Below are 17,772 nucleotides of genomic sequence, written 5' to 3'. Positions count from 1 at the left end.
AATCTGTCGCCTTTAGCGACAGATTTTTTATCGCCAGTTGGAATAAGAAAGGACTTCATGAAACGTCTGCTGCTACCTGTGGTTCTCGCCGCATTGATGATCGCCGAAGTTCACGCCGAGTCCTTCACCATCTCCGATATTCGAGTCAACGGCCTCCAACGGGTGTCCGCTGGCAGCGTATTCGGTGCCTTACCGTTGAATGTCGGTGGTGAAGCCGATGATCGCTCCTTGGTTGAAGCGACGCGTGAACTCTTTAAAACCGGTTTCTTCCAGGATATCCAGCTCGGCCGTGATGGCAACGTGCTGGTTATTACGGTGGTTGAACGTCCGTCGATTTCCAGTATTGAAATCGAAGGCAACAAGGCGATCACGACCGAAGATCTGCTCAAGGGCCTCAATCAGTCAGGCCTGGAAGAGGGTGAGATTTTCCAGCGTGCGACCCTCGAGGGTGTGCGTAACGAGCTGCAACGCCAGTATGTTTCGCAAGGTCGTTACTCGGCCGAGATCGAAACCGAGGTGATTCCGCAGCCACGTAACCGCGTCGCGTTGAAGGTCAATATCAACGAAGGCGAAGTGGCTGCCATTCAGCACATCAACGTGGTGGGTAACACTGTCTTTCCTGACGAAGACCTGATGAGCCTGTTTGAGCTCAAGACCACTAACTGGCTTTCGTTTTTCAAGAACGACGACAAGTACGCCCGTGAAAAACTCTCCGGCGACTTGGAACGCTTGCGTTCTTATTACCTGGACCGCGGCTATATCAACATGGATATCGCCTCGACCCAGGTATCGATCACGCCTGACAAGAAGCATGTCTATATCACCGTTAACATCAACGAAGGTGAGAAGTACAAGATTCGTGACGTGCGCCTGAGCGGTGACCTGAAAGTCCCGGAAGATGAAGTTCGCAAGTTGTTGCTGGTCAAGGAAGGTCAGGTCTTCTCGCGTAAAGTGATGACCACCACCTCTGAGCTGATTACGCGTCGCCTGGGTAACGAGGGCTATACCTTCGCCAACGTCAACGGTGTACCTACGCCCCATGATGACGATCACACTGTTTCGGTGATGTTCGTTGTTGATCCGGGCAAGCGCGCCTACGTTAACCGCATCAACTTCCGCGGTAACACCAAAACTGAAGACGAAGTGCTGCGCCGTGAAATGCGCCAGATGGAAGGCGGTTGGGCTTCAACCTACCTGATCGACCAGTCGAAAACCCGGCTTGAGCGTCTGGGCTTCTTCAAGGAAGTCAACGTTGAGACGCCAGCAGTGCCCGGCACAGATGACCAGATCGACGTTAACTACAGCGTTGAGGAACAGGCTTCCGGTTCGATTACTGCCAGCGTTGGTTTTGCCCAGAACGCCGGTTTGATCCTCGGTGGCTCGATCACCCAGAACAACTTCCTCGGTTCGGGTAACAAGGTTAGCCTCGGCCTGACTCGCAGCGAATACCAGAGCCGCTACAACTTCGGCTTTGTGAACCCCTACTGGACGCCAGACGGTGTCAGCCTGGGTTACAACCTGTTCTTCCGTGAAACTGACTACGATGAGCTCGACACTGACGTCGCAAGCTATTCGGTAGACAGCTACGGCGCAGGCATGAGCATCGGCTACCCGATCAGTGAAACCTCGCGTCTGACCTATGGCTTGACTGTTCAACAGGACGACATCGACACCGGTATCTATACCGTTGATGAAATCTACGACTTCCTTGAAGAGGAAGGCGACAGCTACCTGAACTTCAAGGCCTCGATTGGTTGGTCTGAGTCGACGCTTAACCGCGGCGTACTGGCTAACCGTGGACACTCGCAGAGCCTGGTGCTTGAAACCACCATTCCAGGTAGCGACCTGTCGTTCTACAAGCTGGATTACCGCGGCCAGATCTTCACTCCGCTGACCGATAACTACACCATGCGTTTCCATACTCAATTGGGTTATGGCGACAGCTACGGTTCGACATCCGAGCTGCCATTCTACGAGCACTACTACGCGGGTGGTTTCAACTCGGTGCGTGGTTTCGAGGACAGCAGCCTTGGCCCGCGCAGTACCCCGAGTGTCGTGCGTAACGACCAGGGTGAAATTGTTTACGGCGTACAGGATGCAAACGGTCGCTACACTGACCCGGACCAAGACCCGCTACCATTTGGTGGTAACGTATTGGTCCAGGGTGGTGCTGAGTTGTTGTTCCCGCTGCCGTTCGTGAAAGATCAGCGTTCACTGCGTACTTCGCTGTTCTGGGACGTAGGTAATGTATTTGACACCAACTGCTCCTCTTCGCAGAAGGCAGAGAGCGACAGCTGTGAAATATCACTGGGCAACATGGCCAGCTCTGTCGGTGTGGGTCTGACTTGGATTACCGCGCTGGGTCCGTTGAGCTTCAGCCTGGCAATGCCAGTCAAGGAGCCGGATGATGCCGATACTCAAGTGTTCCAGTTCTCCCTTGGCCAGACGTTTTAATCGGTTGATGACCGATCAACAAAAATGGATTTTTGCAGGAGTGTACCGTGCGTAAATTGACTCAAGTTGTTCTGTTAAGTGTTGCCATGCTGTCGGTTGCGACCCCAGCCATGGCTGAAATGAAAATTGCCGTATTGAACTATCAAATGGCCTTGCTCGAGTCTGATGCAGCCAAGCGTTATGCGGTTGATGCCGAGAAAAAATTCGGCCCGCAACTGAGCAAGCTGAAGAAGCTGGAAAGCGATGCCAAGAGCATTCAGGATCGCCTGGTAAAAGGCGGTCAGAAGTTGCAGACCGCTGAACGCGAGCGCCTTGAGCTTGATTTCAAGCAAAAAGCCCGTGACTTCCAGTTCCAGTCCAAGGAGCTCAATGAGCAAAAAGCTGTTGCTGATCGCGACATGTTGAAAAAGCTCAAGCCAAACCTTGATAAAGCGGTTGAAGAAGTAATCAAGAAAGGCAGTTACGACCTGGTTCTCGAGCGTGGCGCAGTCATTGATGTCAAGCCTCAGTACGACATCACTCGCCAAGTTATCGAGCGCATGAATCAGCTGCGTTAATTATGAATGCACCGGTTTATACGCTGGGCCAGTTGGCTCAGCGTCTTGGCGCTACGCTGCGCGGTCCTGCGGATAAAGTCATTACTGGCTTGGCAACATTGCAGGACGCCAATTCGCAGCAGCTGAGCTTTCTGGCAAACCCTCAATACCGCAAGCACCTGGCAAGTTGCCAAGCAGCTGCGGTTTTGTTGACTGTGGCTGATGCACAAAGCTACAGCGGCGATGCCTTGATCGTGGCCAATCCGTATTTGGCTTATGCCGAGTTGTCCCATGCGTTCGATCGCAAGCCCGTTGCCGCCGCAGGGGTTCATCCGAGTGCGGTGATTGCTGCGGATGCCCAGATCGACGCAACGGCCAGCATTGGTCCATTTGCCGTGATCGAGAGCGGTGCAAGCATTGCAGCTGGTGTTACAGTCGGCGCGCATTGCGTGGTTGGAGCGCGTTCGGTCATCGGCGAAGGTGGCTGGTTGGCCCCGCGGGTGACGATTTACCACGACGTGCGCATCGGCAAGGGCGTGGTGATTCAGTCAGGCGCTGTTCTAGGCGGCGAAGGCTTTGGCTTTGCCAACGAGAAAGGTGTCTGGCAGAAAATTGCCCAGATTGGCGGTGTGGTCATCGGGGATAATGTCGAGATTGGTGCCAATACCACTATCGACCGTGGCGCCTTGGCGGACACCCTGATTGGCAATGGCGTCAAACTGGATAACCAGATCATGATTGCGCATAACGTTCAGGTTGGTGATAACACCGCCATGGCCGGTTGCGTGGGTATTTCTGGCAGCACCAAAATTGGCAAGAACTGCATGATTGCAGGCGGTGTGGGCATGGTTGGCCACATCGAAGTGTGTGATGGGGTGTTTGTGACGGGAATGACGATGGTCACCCGTTCGATAACCGAACCAGGCTCTTATTCGTCTGGTACGGCAATGCAACCCGCAGGCGAGTGGCGCAAAAGTGCCGCACGCATCCGTCAGCTTGACGATATGGCGCGCCGCCTGCAACAGCTGGAAAAACAGCTGGCTGCGGTGACTTCTAGCGGGAACGCCTCATCTGATGCTTGAGCCCGGCTAAAGTCGAGCTCTTCTTTTTTTACTACAGGCTTCTCTGGAAATGATGGACATCAACGAAATTCGCGAGTATCTGCCGCATCGCTACCCTTTTCTGCTGGTAGACCGCGTCGACAATCTGGACGTAGAAGGCAAGACCATTCGTGCCTACAAGAATGTCAGCATCAATGAGCCTTTCTTCAATGGCCATTTTCCTGAGCATCCTATTATGCCCGGCGTTCTGATCATCGAAGCGATGGCTCAGGCTGCAGGCATTCTTGGCTTCAAGATGATGGATCTGAAACCGAGCGACGGTACGCTGTACTACTTCGTGGGTTCGGATAAGCTACGCTTTCGTCAGCCAGTTGTACCGGGTGACAAGCTGATCCTGGAAGCCAAGTTTCTCAGCACCAAGCGCAGTATTTGGAAGTTCGAATGTAAAGCCAGTGTCGACGGCAAGGAAGTCTGTTCAGCTGAAGTGATCTGTGCGGAACGCAAATTATGAGTTTGATTGACCCTCGTGCCATTATCGATCCCGCTGCCAAGCTGGCTGACGACGTCACTGTCGGCCCGTGGGCGATTATCGGGCCCGATGTAGAGATTGGTGAGGGTACAGTGCTTGGGCCTAATGTGATCATCAAAGGGCCCACTCGAATTGGTAAGCACAACCGTGTCTATCAATTCGCGTCGTTGGGCGAAGACACCCCCGACCGCAAGTACAAAGGTGAGCCAACCCGTCTGGTCATTGGCGATCACAACATCATTCGCGAAGGTGTCACCATGCACCGCGGAACGATTCAGGATCGCGATGAAACCACGGTTGGCGACCACAACCTGATCATGGCCTATGCGCACATCGGTCATGACAGTGTTGTGGGCAATCACTGCATCCTGGTCAACAACGTAGCGCTAGCCGGGCATGTGCACATTGGTGACTGGGCAATTTTGTCTGGTTACACCCTGGTGCACCAGTTCTGCCACATCGGCGCCCATAGCTTTGCTGGCATGGGTACGGCGATTGGTAAGGATGTGCCGGCTTATGTCACGGTTTCCGGCAACCCTGCCGAAGCCCGTAGCATGAACTTCGAGGGCTTGCGCCGTCGTGGCTTCTCGGCAGAGTCGATTCATGCGCTGCGCCGGGCGTATAAAACGGTTTACCGTCAGGGGCTGACCATTGAAGAGGCCCTGAAAGAACTGGCAGAGCCTTCCATCGAGTTTCCTGAGGTTGCGGTATTCCGTGACTCCATTCAGGCATCCCAGCGCGGCATTACTCGCTAAACATGGCTCGTATACGCGTAGCTCTGGTAGCGGGTGAGGCTTCCGGTGACATCCTTGGCGCCGGTCTGATTCAGGCATTGAAACAGCGCCACGGCGATGTTGAGGTCATAGGTGTCGGCGGCCCGTTGATGGAAGCAGAGGGCTTGCAATCAATCTTCCCGATGGAGCGCCTTTCGGTGATGGGGTTGGTTGAAGTGCTTGGGCGCTTGCCCGAGTTGCTCAAACGCCGTCGCCATCTGTTGCGTGATCTGATCGCAGCCAAACCCGACGTTTTTATTGGTATTGATGCGCCTGACTTCAACCTCGACTTGGAGTTGAAGCTGCGCCGCGCCGGCATCAAAACCGTGCACTACGTCAGCCCATCCGTGTGGGCGTGGCGGCAGAAACGCGTGTTGAAAATCCGCGAAGCCTGCGACTTGATGCTGACGCTGTTTCCCTTTGAAGCCAAGTTCTACGACGAATATCAGGTGCCGGTACGTTTTGTCGGGCATCCATTGGCAGACGCGATTCCGTTACAAGCTGACCGCACAGCCGCCCGTGAGGCGCTCGACCTGCCGCTCGAAGGGCCTGTGGTTGCCTTGATGCCGGGTAGCCGTGGTGGTGAAGTTTCGCGGTTGGGGGCTGTGTTTTTTGATGCGGCAGAACGTTTGCGTAATTTGCGCCCCGGTATTCAATTTGTCCTGCCTTGCGCCAATGCGCAGCGCCGCGAACAAATCGAGCAGATGCTGGCCAGCCGCGACTTGCCATTGAAGCTGCTTGACGGCAAATCGCATCTGGCACTGGCCGCCTGTGATGCGGTGTTGATTGCCTCGGGCACAGCCACACTTGAGGCGCTTCTGTACAAGCGTCCGATGATTGTGGCTTACCGGGTTGCGCCGCTGACGTTCAAAATCCTCAGTCGCATGGTCAAAAGCCCCTATATCTCGCTACCGAACTTGCTGGCTGAGCGCTTGTTGGTGCCCGAGCTGATCCAGGACGCCGCAACACCGGAGGCACTGGCTCAATTGCTTGCGCCCTTGGTTGATGGTGGCGATGAGCAGACCTTGGGGTTCGATCAGATCCACCGTACCTTGCGTTGCGATGCATCGGCACAGGCCGCAGACGCCGTACTTGAATTGATTGGGCGCAACTGATGCAACTGGGTTTGGACTTTGTCACTGTCGATGAATTAGTAGCCGGTGTCGATGAAGTAGGGCGTGGCCCACTGTGCGGGGCTGTGGTTACTGCCGCTGTGATTCTTGATCCGACGCGGCCGATCCTGGGTTTGAATGACTCGAAAAAGCTCACCGCCGCGCGCCGCGAAAAACTCTTTGATGAGATCCGCGAGAAAGCGCTGTCCTGGTGTATCGCCCGGGCAGAGGTCGAAGAGATCGATCAGTTGAATATCCTCCATGCAACCATGCTGGCGATGCAGCGTGCGGTCGAGGGTTTGCACGTCACGCCAAAACTGGCGCTTATCGACGGTAATCGTTGCCCGAAACTGCAGGTGCCGAGCGCCGCGGTGGTCAAGGGTGATAGTCAGGTTCCAGCCATCGCAGCCGCTTCAATCCTGGCTAAAGTCAGCCGTGATCGCGAGATGCAAGCGCTGGATCTGCAGTATCCGGGTTACGGAATTGCCGGTCACAAAGGGTATCCGACTGCTGTTCATCTGGAGGCCCTGCGTCGCCTGGGACCGACACCGGTTCACCGGCGTTCATTTGCACCAGTGCGCGCACTTTTGTCTCAATAACGCCCGTTTTGCCCGCAAGTGTCGCCTCATTGACCTGATTGGTCGCTCACTTACATGCAGTCACTGGCTGCAATGTTGGAAAGTTCCTGCCCTTTCGCTGTCTACACTGTCGTAACGCCATTGGGTGTTATTTCCAGCTGAAATCTTTGTGCGCAGTGGTTTTGCCGTGCGCTGCCTTGCTCGTCGTTTACCTTGGCGTCTGAGTTTAATTTTCCCGGACCTGATCGGGGTCCAACGGATAGCCGCTCTGCGCGGTTGGGAGTGATCAATGCAAGATATCGCCACACAGGTCGTTGATATTCTTAATGGCCTAATCTGGGGCAAAATCCTTATCTGGCTGTTGGTCGGTACTGGTTTGTATTTCACCGTCAGGTTGGGGGCTATTCAGTTTCGCCAATTTGGCCATATCTTCTCCGTGCTCAAGGGCAGCCGGCAGAGTGATGACTCGGGTATTTCGTCTTTTCAAGCGCTCTGCACTTCACTGGCTGCGCGCGTAGGGACCGGAAATATTGCTGGTGTTGCCGTGGCGATTACCTTGGGCGGGCCCGGCGCGATTTTCTGGATGTGGCTGATTGCCTTGATTGGTATGGCGACAGGCTTTGTCGAAGCCACTTTGGCGCAGCTGTTCAAGGTGCGTGACGACGCCGGCCAGTTTCGCGGCGGCCCGGCCTATTACATGGAGCGCGGCCTGAATGCGCGTTGGATGGGGATCTTGTTTTCGATATTCCTGATTATCGCCTTTGGTTTTGTTTTCAACTCGGTGCAGGCCAATACCATCAGCAATGCGTTGACCGGTGCTTTTGCCCTGGATTGGGGGACTTTCAGCCTGGGTCAAAGCGTGATTCCGGTTGCATCGGCGGTCGTGGGCGCAGGCCTAGTGGTGTTGACATCGCTGATTATCTTCGGCGGCTTGCGTTCGATTGCCCGATTCTCCGAGCTGGCCGTGCCGGTAATGGCTGCAGCTTACCTGTTGATTGCACTGCTGATCATTGTCCTCAATATCGGCCAGGTTCCTGCTGTGCTGGCGCTGATCTTCAAGAGCGCTTTTGGTTTGCATGAGGCGGCGGCTGGCGGTATCGGTGCGGCGATCATGAACGGCTTCAAGCGTGGTTTGTTCTCAAACGAAGCCGGTATGGGCTCGGCACCCAATGCGGCGGCATCTGCTACGCCTTATCCACCGCACCCGGTGTCGCAAGGTTATGTACAAATGGCCGGTGTCTTTATCGACACCATGCTGATTTGCACCGCATCGGCGGCAATCATTCTGTTGGCTCAGGTGCCAACCGGTAGCGCCGCAGGTATCACTTTGGTACAGGATGCCCTGAGCAGCCAGTTGGGCGGTTGGGCCAAGTATTTCCTGACTGTGGTGATATTGTTCTTTGCCTTCACCTCTATCGTTGCAAACTACTTTTATGCGGAAAACTGCTTGGTATTTCTTGAGCACAACCATAAAGCAGGTTTGTTGATCTTCCGGCTCGTGGTTTTGGCAATGGTGATGTTTGGCGCATTGGCATCACTGCCGTTTGTCTGGAATCTGGCGGATGTGTCGATGGGCTTGATGGCGATCACTAACTTGGTTGCAATCCTGTTGCTTTCTAACTTGGTGTTCAAGCTGGCCAAAGATTACAACGCTCAGCGTAAAGCCGGGCAATTGCCAACCTTTGATGCGGCTCAGTATCCAGAGGTGCAAGCGAAGCTTGAAGCGGGCGTTTGGGATGATCGCAAGCAAGTTTGAGCGCTGAGCTTTTATCAGTCTTAACAGGATTAAGCTGTTAGGGTTGTTGAACTCAGGCTGATGTTTTATCCAAGGCCCGGTACAATCCGGGTCTTGTCGTTTTTGTGTTTTGTAAGGGCTGCCATGACTGCTTCGTTCGTCCATTTACGTGTGCACACCGAGTTTTCGCTCGTCGACGGTCTGGTCCGGGTCAAACCTTTGATCAAGTCGGTTGCGGGCGCGGGCATGCCAGCAGTCGCTGTGACCGACCAGAGCAACATGTGCTCGCTGGTCAAGTTCTACAAGGCGGCAATGGGTGGTGGTATCAAGCCTATTTGCGGAGCTGATATCTGGATGGCCAGTGCCAGCGAAGATGGCCCGCTGACCCGCATGACCCTGTTGGCGATGAATGCCAAGGGCTATCGCAACCTTACCGAACTGGTTTCACGAGGGTGGAGTGAAGGGCAGAGCAATGACTTGGTGATCATCCAGCGCGACTGGGTCAAGGCGGCCAATGAAGGGTTGATTGCCTTGTCGGGCTCCAAAGAGGGTGAGGTGGGCTTGGCACTGTTGGCCGGTGACCAGCCATTGGCTGAATCAATCCTTAAAGAGTGGATGGACGTTTTTCCCGAGCGCTTCTACCTGGAAGTACAACGCACCAATCGCATCAACGACGAAGAACATTTGCATGCCGCCGTCGCCCTGGCTGAACGGTTTGCTGCACCTTTGGTTGCCACCAATGATGTGCGCTTTATCAAGCAGGACGATTATGAAGCGCACGAAACGCGCGTGTGCATTGGCGAGGGCCGCCCGCTGGATGATCCACGCCGGCTGCGCCTGTATTCCGACCAGCAGTACCTGAAGTCGCCAGAGGAAATGGCGGAGTTGTTCAGCGACTTACCCGAAGCGCTGCACAATACGATTGAAATCGCCAAGCGTTGCAATATCGAGGTGCAACTGGGCACCTACTTCCTGCCGAACTTCCCGATTCCAGACGGCATGACCATTGATGAGTACTTCCGCAAGGTCTCGTTCGATGGTCTTGATGAACGTCTTGAAGTGCTGTTGCCCAAGGACACGCCGGACTACGAGGCCAAGAAGCAGGTCTACGTCGATCGCCTCAATTTTGAATTGAATATCATTATTCAAATGGGCTTTCCTGGTTACTTCCTGATCGTAATGGACTTCATCAAGTGGGCCAAAAACAATGGCGTCCCGGTTGGGCCTGGCCGTGGGTCGGGTGCGGGTTCGCTGGTTGCCTATGTGCAGAAGATTACCGACCTTGACCCGCTGGCCTATGACTTGCTGTTCGAGCGATTCCTTAATCCCGAGCGGGTGTCGATGCCCGACTTCGACGTCGACTTCTGCATGGATGGTCGCGACCGAGTCATTGATTATGTAGCGCAAAAGTACGGCCGTAATGCGGTTAGCCAGATCATCACCTTCGGTACCATGGCGGCCAAGGCGGTGGTGCGCGACGTTGCCCGTGCGCAGGGCAAGTCCTACGGTTTGGCGGATCGCCTGTCGAAGATGATTCCGTTTGAAGTCGGCATGACGCTGGCCAAGGCGTTCGAGATGGAAGAGCCATTGCGCGACTTCCTCAAGACCGATGAGGAAGCGGCTGAAATCTGGGAGATGTCGCTCAAGCTCGAAGGTATTTGCCGGGGTACCGGCAAGCATGCCGGGGGTGTGGTTATTGCGCCAACCAAGCTGACTGACTTTTCACCTATTGCCTGTGATGAAGAAGGCAATGGCCTGGTGACCCAGTTCGATAAGGATGATGTCGAATCGGCGGGGCTGGTCAAGTTCGACTTCCTGGGCTTGCGCACGCTGACCATCATCAAGTGGGCGATGGAAACCATCAATCGCGAGCAGGCCAAGCAAGGTTTGCCCGATTTGAATATCGATTTCATCCCGCTTGACGACAAAGCGACCTTTGCCATGCTGCAAAAGGCTGAAACCACAGCGGTGTTCCAGCTTGAGTCTCGCGGCATGAAGGAGCTGATCAAAAAGCTCAAGCCAGACTGCCTCGAAGACATGATCGCCCTCGTGGCACTGTTCCGTCCGGGCCCGCTGCAGTCCGGCATGGTGGATGACTTCATCAACCGTAAGCACGGGCGCGAGCCAATTTCCTACCCGCACCAAGATTACCAGTATGCAGGCCTGCAACCTGTCCTGGCGCCGACCTACGGGATTATCCTGTATCAGGAACAGGTGATGCAGATTGCGCAGGTCATGGCGGGTTACACCCTCGGTGGCGCGGATATGTTGCGCCGGGCCATGGGTAAGAAAAAGCCTGAAGAAATGGCCAAGCAGCGCGGTGGCTTTATTGAAGGCTGCGCCAATAACGGCATTGATGCCGACCTCGCGGGTAACATCTTTGACCTGGTGGAAAAGTTCGCCGGTTACGGTTTCAACAAGTCGCACTCGGCGGCCTATGGCCTGTTGTCCTACCAGACCGCTTGGCTCAAGGCGCACCATTCGGCCGCCTTTATGGCTGCCGTGTTGTCAGCGGATATGCACAACACCGACAAGGTCGTCACCCTGATCGAAGAATGTCGCAGCATGAAGCTGCGCATTGATGCGCCGGACGTCAACACCTCGGAGTTCAAGTTCACGGTTAACGACGAAGGCTGGATCGTCTACGGCCTGGGTGCCATCAAGGGCGTTGGTGAAGGCCCGGTTGAAGCCATTGTTGAGTCACGCCGTGACGGTCCATTCAAGGATCTGTTTGATTTCTGCTCGCGCGTCGACCTCAAGCGCATCAACAAGCGGACGCTGGAAGCCCTGGTGCGCAGCGGCGCATTGGATCGCCTGGGTCCGTATTTCCATGAAGAGATCAAGGCCTATCACGCCAATATCGACCGTAACCGCGCGGTGTTGCTGGCGGCGATGGAAGAGGCCGTACAAGCGGCCGAGCAGACGGCTCGCAGCCATGACAGCGGCCATATGGATCTGTTCGGTGGCGTGTTTGCCGATGAAGAACAGGATGTCTACGCCAATCACCTCAAGGCCCGCGAGTTATCGCTCAAGGAGCGCCTCAAGGGTGAGAAAGACACCTTGGGCTTGTATCTCACTGGCCACCCTATTGATGAGTATGAAGGTGAAGTGCGCCGCTTTGCCCGCCAGCGCATAATCGACCTCAAGCCTGCACGCGATACGCAAACGGTTGCTGGCTTGATCGTCAACCTGCGGGTGATGAAGAACAAGAAAGGCGACAAGATGGGCTTTATCACCCTGGATGACCGTTCCGGGCGCATTGAAGCCTCGTTGTTTGCCGATGCATTTGCCAGCAATCAGGCATTGCTGCAAAGTGATGCCTTGGTGGTTGTCGAAGGCGAGGTCAGCAACGATGACTTCTCTGGTGGGCTGCGCTTGCGGGCCAAGCGGGTGATGAGCTTGGAAGAGGCTCGCACCGGTCTTGCCGATAGCCTGCGGCTGAAGATTGCCAGTGATGCCTTGAAAGGCGACAAGCTGCGTTGGCTGGCTGATTTGTGCACGCGCCACCGCGGTGTTTGCCCAATCACCATGGATTACACCAGCACTGATGCCAAGGCGCTTTTGCAGTTTGGCGAAGGTTGGAGAATCAATCCGGCAGACAGCTTGATTCAAGCTTTGCGTGACCAGTTCGGGAAAGACAACGTCTTCCTGCACTACCGCTAATTTTTAGCGCTGAATTTCAGCCTTTAAATAAGCGGATAAATTATGGCCCTGAGTGGCTTGGGTACATGTGTTGTTTAAAATGACGATGCAGTGCACACACTCAGGTGTCGACCTTGATGCGCCAGATCCATTAATGTATGGCGCGAACGGATACAGCTCCCGGCCACTTGGCCGTCGACGCAAGACGGATGACTATGAACCCGAATTTTCTCGATTTCGAACAGCCGATCGCCGACCTGCAAGCCAAGATCGAAGAGCTTCGCCTGGTTGGTAACGACAACTCGTTGAACATCAATGACGAGATTGCTCGCCTGCAAGATAAAAGCAGCACCCTCACCGAAACCATCTTCGGTAACCTGAGCAGCTGGCAAGTGGCGCAGTTGGCGCGTCACCCGCGTCGTCCATACACCCTTGATTACCTCGGGCATATATTCACCGAGTTCGATGAGTTGCATGGCGACCGTCACTTCTCCGATGACGCAGCCCTGGTTGGCGGTGTGGCTCGCCTGGACGGTGAGCCGGTCATGGTTATTGGCCATCAGAAGGGACGTGAGGTCCGTGAAAAGGTGCGTCGCAACTTCGGTATGCCGCGCCCTGAAGGCTACCGTAAAGCCTGCCGCCTGATGGAAATGGCCGAGCGCTTCAAGATGCCGATTGTGACCTTTATCGACACTCCAGGCGCATACCCTGGGATTGACGCTGAAGAGCGCGGTCAAAGTGAGGCCATTGCCTGGAACCTGCGGGTTATGGCGCGCCTGAAGACCCCAATCATTGCCACCGTAATTGGTGAAGGTGGTTCCGGCGGTGCCTTGGCCATTGGTGTGTGCGATCAGTTGAACATGCTGCAGTACTCGACCTATTCGGTTATCTCGCCAGAAGGCTGTGCCTCGATTCTGTGGAAAACGGCCGAGAAAGCGCCGGACGCTGCTGAAGCCATGGGTATCACCGCTGAGCGCCTGAAAGGCCTGGGTATCGTTGATCAGGTCATTGCCGAGCCTTTGGGCGGTGCTCATCGTGACCCAGCAGCTGCTGCTGAATCAGTCCGCCAGGCGCTGGGTGCCCAGCTCAAGGAACTGAAAAAGCACAGCACTGAAGAGTTGCTGGCGCGTCGTTATGAGCGTCTGATGAGCTACGGCATCGCCTAAATCAGCTGCTGTCCGTGTAGCAGGTGGATGAAATGAGCTTGATTGCCAAGGTGCTGGAAAACATCGCTCCTTGGCGTCAGGCAACAGTTTGGCGAGTCGCGTTTTCTGGCGGTCTCGACTCCAGCGTACTGCTGCATATCCTGGCGACTCTCGCGCAACGCGAGGCAATCGCGGCGCTTTACGCCGTGCATATCCATCACGGTCTTCAGCCTGCGGGTGATCTCTGGCCTGAGCATTGCCAGCGTTTTTGTGACCAGCTGGGTGTGCCGCTGAGCGTGCTGCGGGTCAAGGTTGAGCCAGGTGCCAGTCTTGAACGCGCTGCCCGTGAAGCGCGCTACAAGGCGTTCGAGGCGCAGTTGTGCAGTGGTGAGTTGCTGATGCTTGCCCAGCATGCCGATGATCAAGCCGAGACGCTGTTATTCAGGTTGCTCCGTGGTGCTGGTGTACGTGGCCTCGCCGCCATGCCAATCAGTCGCCCGCTTGGACGCGGCCAGCTGTTACGCCCGCTGCTCAACTGTTCCCAGGCCGAGGTGCGCGACTACGCAAATCAACATGGCTTGCATTGGGTCGAAGATCCATCGAACAGCGATGAGCAGTTGTCGCGTAATTATCTACGCCGCCAGGTGCTGCCACTGCTGACGCAGCGTTGGCCGCAGGCCCTTGGTCGCCTCAATCAGGCTAGCGAACATATGCGTGAAGCCTCTGAGTTGCTCGATGTGTTGGCGGCTCAAGATCTCGCCGCAGCCCAGGACTCGGCAGGTACAGGTTGGCTGAACATCCCTAGCCTGGCCTTGACCCCTTTACGTCAGTTGACTGAGGCCCGTCAGCGCAATGCGTTGCGCTTCTGGTTGCGTCAGCTGACGCCAATGCCGGATACCGAGCATTGGCAGGGCTGGTACAGCCTGCGGGACGCTGCAATAGATGCCACCCCGGTTTGGCGATTGGCAGGCGGTGAACTTCGCCGAGCTGATGAACGGTTATGGTGGCTCAGTGGTCAATGGTTGCGCCAGCCCGAGCCGGTTAGTTTGCCGGTCGTGTCCGGGCGGTGGTTTGTGCTGCCCGGTAATGGCTCTGTGCGCATCGAGGGCCAATTACCTGCTGGCGATTGGGCTGTTGTCTATCGCCGGGGCGGTGAGGTCATGAACCTGCCAGGACGCGGTCACCGCGACCTCAAGCGCCTGCTAAATGAGCAGGCTGTTGCGACATTTATTCGCAACCGATTGCCGTTATTAACCTGTGATGGACAACTGATGGCCGTGGCCAACATGCCGCAACTCTGCGCTATTCAAGGCGTGCAGTGGCATTTTGTATGGGATTTGCCGACGAGCGATCTGGGTTTGAGCTGAAAAGGGCTTTCGAGTAGACTACGCTCCCGTCTTAATAGTGCTTTTGCTGATTCCGTTTGCCAGTGGCAAAACGACTCGGTGAATGCGTTCTGGTTACTGCGATTTGGTAGCCGGTTGCTTTACATTTCCTTCGCTTTCCCCGGCGGCGCTGACCGCTTAAACGCTGATTTCTAGGATTTTTCATGACGCGCTACATTTTCGTCACGGGTGGTGTTGTTTCTTCTTTGGGGAAGGGCATCGCCTCGGCTTCACTGGCGGCTATCCTGGAGGCGCGGGGCCTGAAGGTCACGATGCTCAAGCTGGATCCCTACATCAACGTTGATCCGGGCACCATGAGCCCGTTCCAGCACGGTGAAGTGTTTGTCACACACGACGGCGCTGAAACCGACCTGGATCTGGGGCACTACGAGCGGTTCATCCGCACGACCATGACCCAGAACAACAACTTCACCACCGGTCGCGTCTATGAAGACGTGCTGCGTCGTGAGCGTCGTGGTGATTACCTCGGTGCTACCATCCAGGTGATCCCGCACATCACTGACGAAATCAAGCGCCGTATCATCAAGGGCGCGGGTGACGCTGATGTGGCCATGGTAGAAATCGGTGGCACTGTTGGTGACATCGAGTCGCAACCTTTCCTTGAGGCCATCCGCCAGCTGCGCGTTGAAGTAGGCGCCAAGCGCGCCATGTTGATGCACCTGACGCTGGTGCCATACATCGCCACCGCTGGTGAAACCAAGACCAAGCCTACTCAGCATTCGGTCAAGGAGCTGCGTTCCATTGGCCTGCAGCCCGATGTACTGGTTTGCCGCTCCGACCATCCGATCGATGTGTCCTCGCGCCGCAAGATCGCGCTGTTCACCAACGTTGAAGAACGCGCGGTTATTTCGCTCGAAGACGTCGACACCATCTACAAGATTCCTTCGGTGCTGCATGCTCAAGGCCTTGATGATTTCGTCGTCGAGCGCTTTGGCCTCAATTGCGGCGGTGCTGATCTTTCCGAGTGGGACCGCGTGGTCGATGCCAAGCTCAACCCGGAAAAAGAAGTCAATATCGCCATGGTCGGTAAGTACATGGAGCTGTTGGATGCCTATAAGTCGCTGATCGAAGCGATGAGCCATGCTGGCATCCAGAACCGCACCAAGGTCAACCTGCGCTATATCGACTCTGAAGAGATCGAAACCAAAGGCACCTCCGTGCTTGAAGGTGTTGATGCGATCCTGGTGCCGGGCGGCTTTGGTCTGCGCGGTGTTGAAGGCAAGATCGAAGCGGTGCGTTATGCCCGTGAGAACAAAATCCCTTATCTGGGTATTTGCCTGGGCATGCAGGTCGCGGTTATCGAGTTCGCACGTAATGTGCTGGGCTGGAAAGACGCCAACTCCACCGAGTTTGACTCTGCAAGCACCCACCCGGTGGTTGGTTTGATCACTGAATGGCAAGATGCTACAGGTGCAACCGAACAGCGGACTGAAGCCTCTGACCTGGGCGGCACCATGCGCCTCGGCGCTCAGGATTGCCAGCTGTTAAGCGGTTCTGGCGTATATGACTGCTACGGCAAGGACGTGATTGTTGAACGTCACCGTCACCGTTATGAAGTCAACAACAACCTGTTGCCGCAGTTAACCGAGGCAGGCTTGAAAGTTACCGGTCGTTCCGGTGATGGCGCTTTGGTTGAAGTGGTTGAAGCGCCTGATCATCCATGGTTTGTGGCGTGCCAGTTCCACCCTGAATTCACTTCGACCCCGCGCGATGGCCACCCATTGTTCAGTGGTTTTGTTAATGCTGCGCTGGCTCACAAAAGCAAAAAGGCTTAATGCATGACGCAGAAAATAGTGCGTGTAGGCAATATCGAAATCGCTAACGACAAGCCGTTTGTGCTCTTCGGCGGCATCAACGTCATTGAATCGCGCGACCTGGCGATGAAGGCATGTGAAGAGTATGTGCGGGTTACCGAGAAGCTCGGTATTCCCTACGTGTTCAAAGCCAGCTTTGATAAGGCTAACCGCTCTTCGGTGACCTCTTTCCGTGGCCCTGGCTTGGAAGAGGGCATGAAGGTCTTTGAGGAAATCAAAAAGACCTTCGGCGTACCCGTCATCACTGATGTGCACGAGCCGCATCAGGCGCAACCTGTTGCCGATGTCTGCGACATCATTCAACTGCCAGCGTTTTTATCGCGCCAGACAGATCTGGTTGTGGCCATGGCCAAGACCGGCGCAATCATCAACATCAAGAAGGCCCAGTTTCTTGCTCCTCAAGAGATGCAGCATATTCTGGCCAAGTGTGTTGAAGCGGGTAATGATCAACTGATCCTGTGCGAGCGTGGTTCTTCCTTCGGTTACAACAACCTGGTGGTGGACATGCTTGGCTTTGGCATCATGAAGCAGTTTGAATACCCGGTATTCTTCGACGTGACCCATGCCTTGCAGATGCCAGGCGGTCGTGCTGATTCTGCCGGTGGTCGGCGCGCACAAGTCACCGATCTGGCCAAGGCAGGCATGAGCCAGGGCTTGGCCGGACTGTTCCTTGAGGCGCACCCCGATCCAGACAACGCCAAGTGCGACGGTCCTTGTGCCTTGCGCCTGGACAAGTTGGAGCCGTTCCTGACCCAGCTCAAGCAGCTTGATGATCTGGTAAAGAGTTTTCCGCCGATTGAGACTGCCTAACAAGGCGCTTATCCGGTAGAGTGCAATCCGGGCATAAGCTGACCGATCGGTCAGCTAAATTGCATCAGCTCACTCCGTGTTGGTTTGCTGGGCAAAACTAGGCTCGCGTTGCTTTCTAGAGAATTTCTAATCGCATTGCTGGTAACAAGGGTTACGCAACAATGCTGGAGATTCACT

13 protein-coding genes are annotated in these 17,772 nt (G+C 55.4%); all 13 read left to right on the top strand.

From position 1 onward, the window contains the following. Window positions 1–57: 57 nt before the first annotated feature. The 13 genes from bamA to kdsA all read left to right on the top strand — a co-directional run bounded on the left by bamA (window position 58) and on the right by kdsA (window position 17,595). Window positions 58–2,454, top strand: coding sequence for an outer membrane protein assembly factor BamA (bamA, locus tag AACY26_RS02660; protein WP_339510710.1), 2,397 nt, complete (start codon window positions 58–60; stop codon window positions 2,452–2,454). Window positions 2,455–2,501: 47 nt separating this feature from the next. Then, the gene (locus AACY26_RS02655; RefSeq protein ID WP_339510708.1) at window positions 2,502–3,011 is read left to right on the top strand and encodes an OmpH family outer membrane protein; all 510 of its coding nucleotides are present in this window, start codon (window positions 2,502–2,504) and stop codon (window positions 3,009–3,011) included. Window positions 3,012–3,013: 2 nt separating this feature from the next. Continuing rightward, window positions 3,014–4,072 (top strand): UDP-3-O-(3-hydroxymyristoyl)glucosamine N-acyltransferase, encoded by a 1,059-nt coding sequence (lpxD, locus tag AACY26_RS02650; protein WP_445261256.1) that lies wholly within the window; start codon window positions 3,014–3,016, stop codon window positions 4,070–4,072. A gap of 49 nt (window positions 4,073–4,121) precedes the next feature. Further along, a complete protein-coding gene (fabZ, locus tag AACY26_RS02645) occupies window positions 4,122–4,562 on the top strand; it encodes a 3-hydroxyacyl-ACP dehydratase FabZ (RefSeq protein ID WP_010486781.1) in 441 nt (146 codons plus the stop codon). Beyond that, the gene (lpxA, locus tag AACY26_RS02640; protein WP_010486782.1) at window positions 4,559–5,335 is read left to right on the top strand and encodes an acyl-ACP--UDP-N-acetylglucosamine O-acyltransferase; all 777 of its coding nucleotides are present in this window, start codon (window positions 4,559–4,561) and stop codon (window positions 5,333–5,335) included. Before fabZ ends, lpxA begins: the two co-directional genes overlap by 4 nt. Window positions 5,336–5,337: 2 nt before the next feature. Continuing rightward, on the top strand, window positions 5,338–6,468 hold the full coding sequence (lpxB, locus tag AACY26_RS02635; protein ID WP_339510705.1) for a lipid-A-disaccharide synthase: 1,131 nt from the start codon (window positions 5,338–5,340) through the stop codon (window positions 6,466–6,468). Beyond that, window positions 6,468–7,064, top strand: coding sequence for a ribonuclease HII (gene rnhB, locus AACY26_RS02630; protein WP_339510703.1), 597 nt, complete (start codon window positions 6,468–6,470; stop codon window positions 7,062–7,064). Before lpxB ends, rnhB begins: the two co-directional genes overlap by 1 nt. Before the next feature lie 268 nt (window positions 7,065–7,332). Beyond that, a complete protein-coding gene (locus tag AACY26_RS02625; RefSeq protein WP_339510701.1) occupies window positions 7,333–8,799 on the top strand; it encodes an alanine/glycine:cation symporter family protein in 1,467 nt (488 codons plus the stop codon). Between the two features lie 123 nt (window positions 8,800–8,922). Further along, window positions 8,923–12,441, top strand: coding sequence for a DNA polymerase III subunit alpha (gene dnaE / locus AACY26_RS02620; protein ID WP_339510699.1), 3,519 nt, complete (start codon window positions 8,923–8,925; stop codon window positions 12,439–12,441). Between the two features lie 194 nt (window positions 12,442–12,635). After that, on the top strand, window positions 12,636–13,586 hold the full coding sequence (accA, locus tag AACY26_RS02615; RefSeq protein WP_339510697.1) for an acetyl-CoA carboxylase carboxyl transferase subunit alpha: 951 nt from the start codon (window positions 12,636–12,638) through the stop codon (window positions 13,584–13,586). A gap of 32 nt (window positions 13,587–13,618) precedes the next feature. Further along, window positions 13,619–14,932: a tRNA lysidine(34) synthetase TilS gene (gene tilS, locus AACY26_RS02610; RefSeq protein WP_339510695.1), complete on the top strand. Its 1,314-nt coding sequence runs from the start codon at window positions 13,619–13,621 to the stop codon at window positions 14,930–14,932. A 182-nt stretch (window positions 14,933–15,114) separates the two neighbouring features. Beyond that, entirely contained in the window at window positions 15,115–16,746 is a 1,632-nt protein-coding gene (locus AACY26_RS02605) for a CTP synthase (protein ID WP_339510693.1), read from the top strand. 3 nt (window positions 16,747–16,749) lie between these two features. Then, window positions 16,750–17,595 (top strand): 3-deoxy-8-phosphooctulonate synthase, encoded by an 846-nt coding sequence (kdsA, locus tag AACY26_RS02600; RefSeq protein ID WP_010486794.1) that lies wholly within the window; start codon window positions 16,750–16,752, stop codon window positions 17,593–17,595. The last annotated feature ends 177 nt before the right edge of the window (window positions 17,596–17,772 follow it).

It is taken from the genome of Pseudomonas sp. RL_15y_Pfl2_60 (assembly GCF_963970595.1).
Taxonomy (GTDB): domain Bacteria; phylum Pseudomonadota; class Gammaproteobacteria; order Pseudomonadales; family Pseudomonadaceae; genus Aquipseudomonas.
The sequence above is the reverse complement of the archived record's forward strand: the minus strand, read 5'-3'. Positions and strand labels throughout refer to the sequence as shown.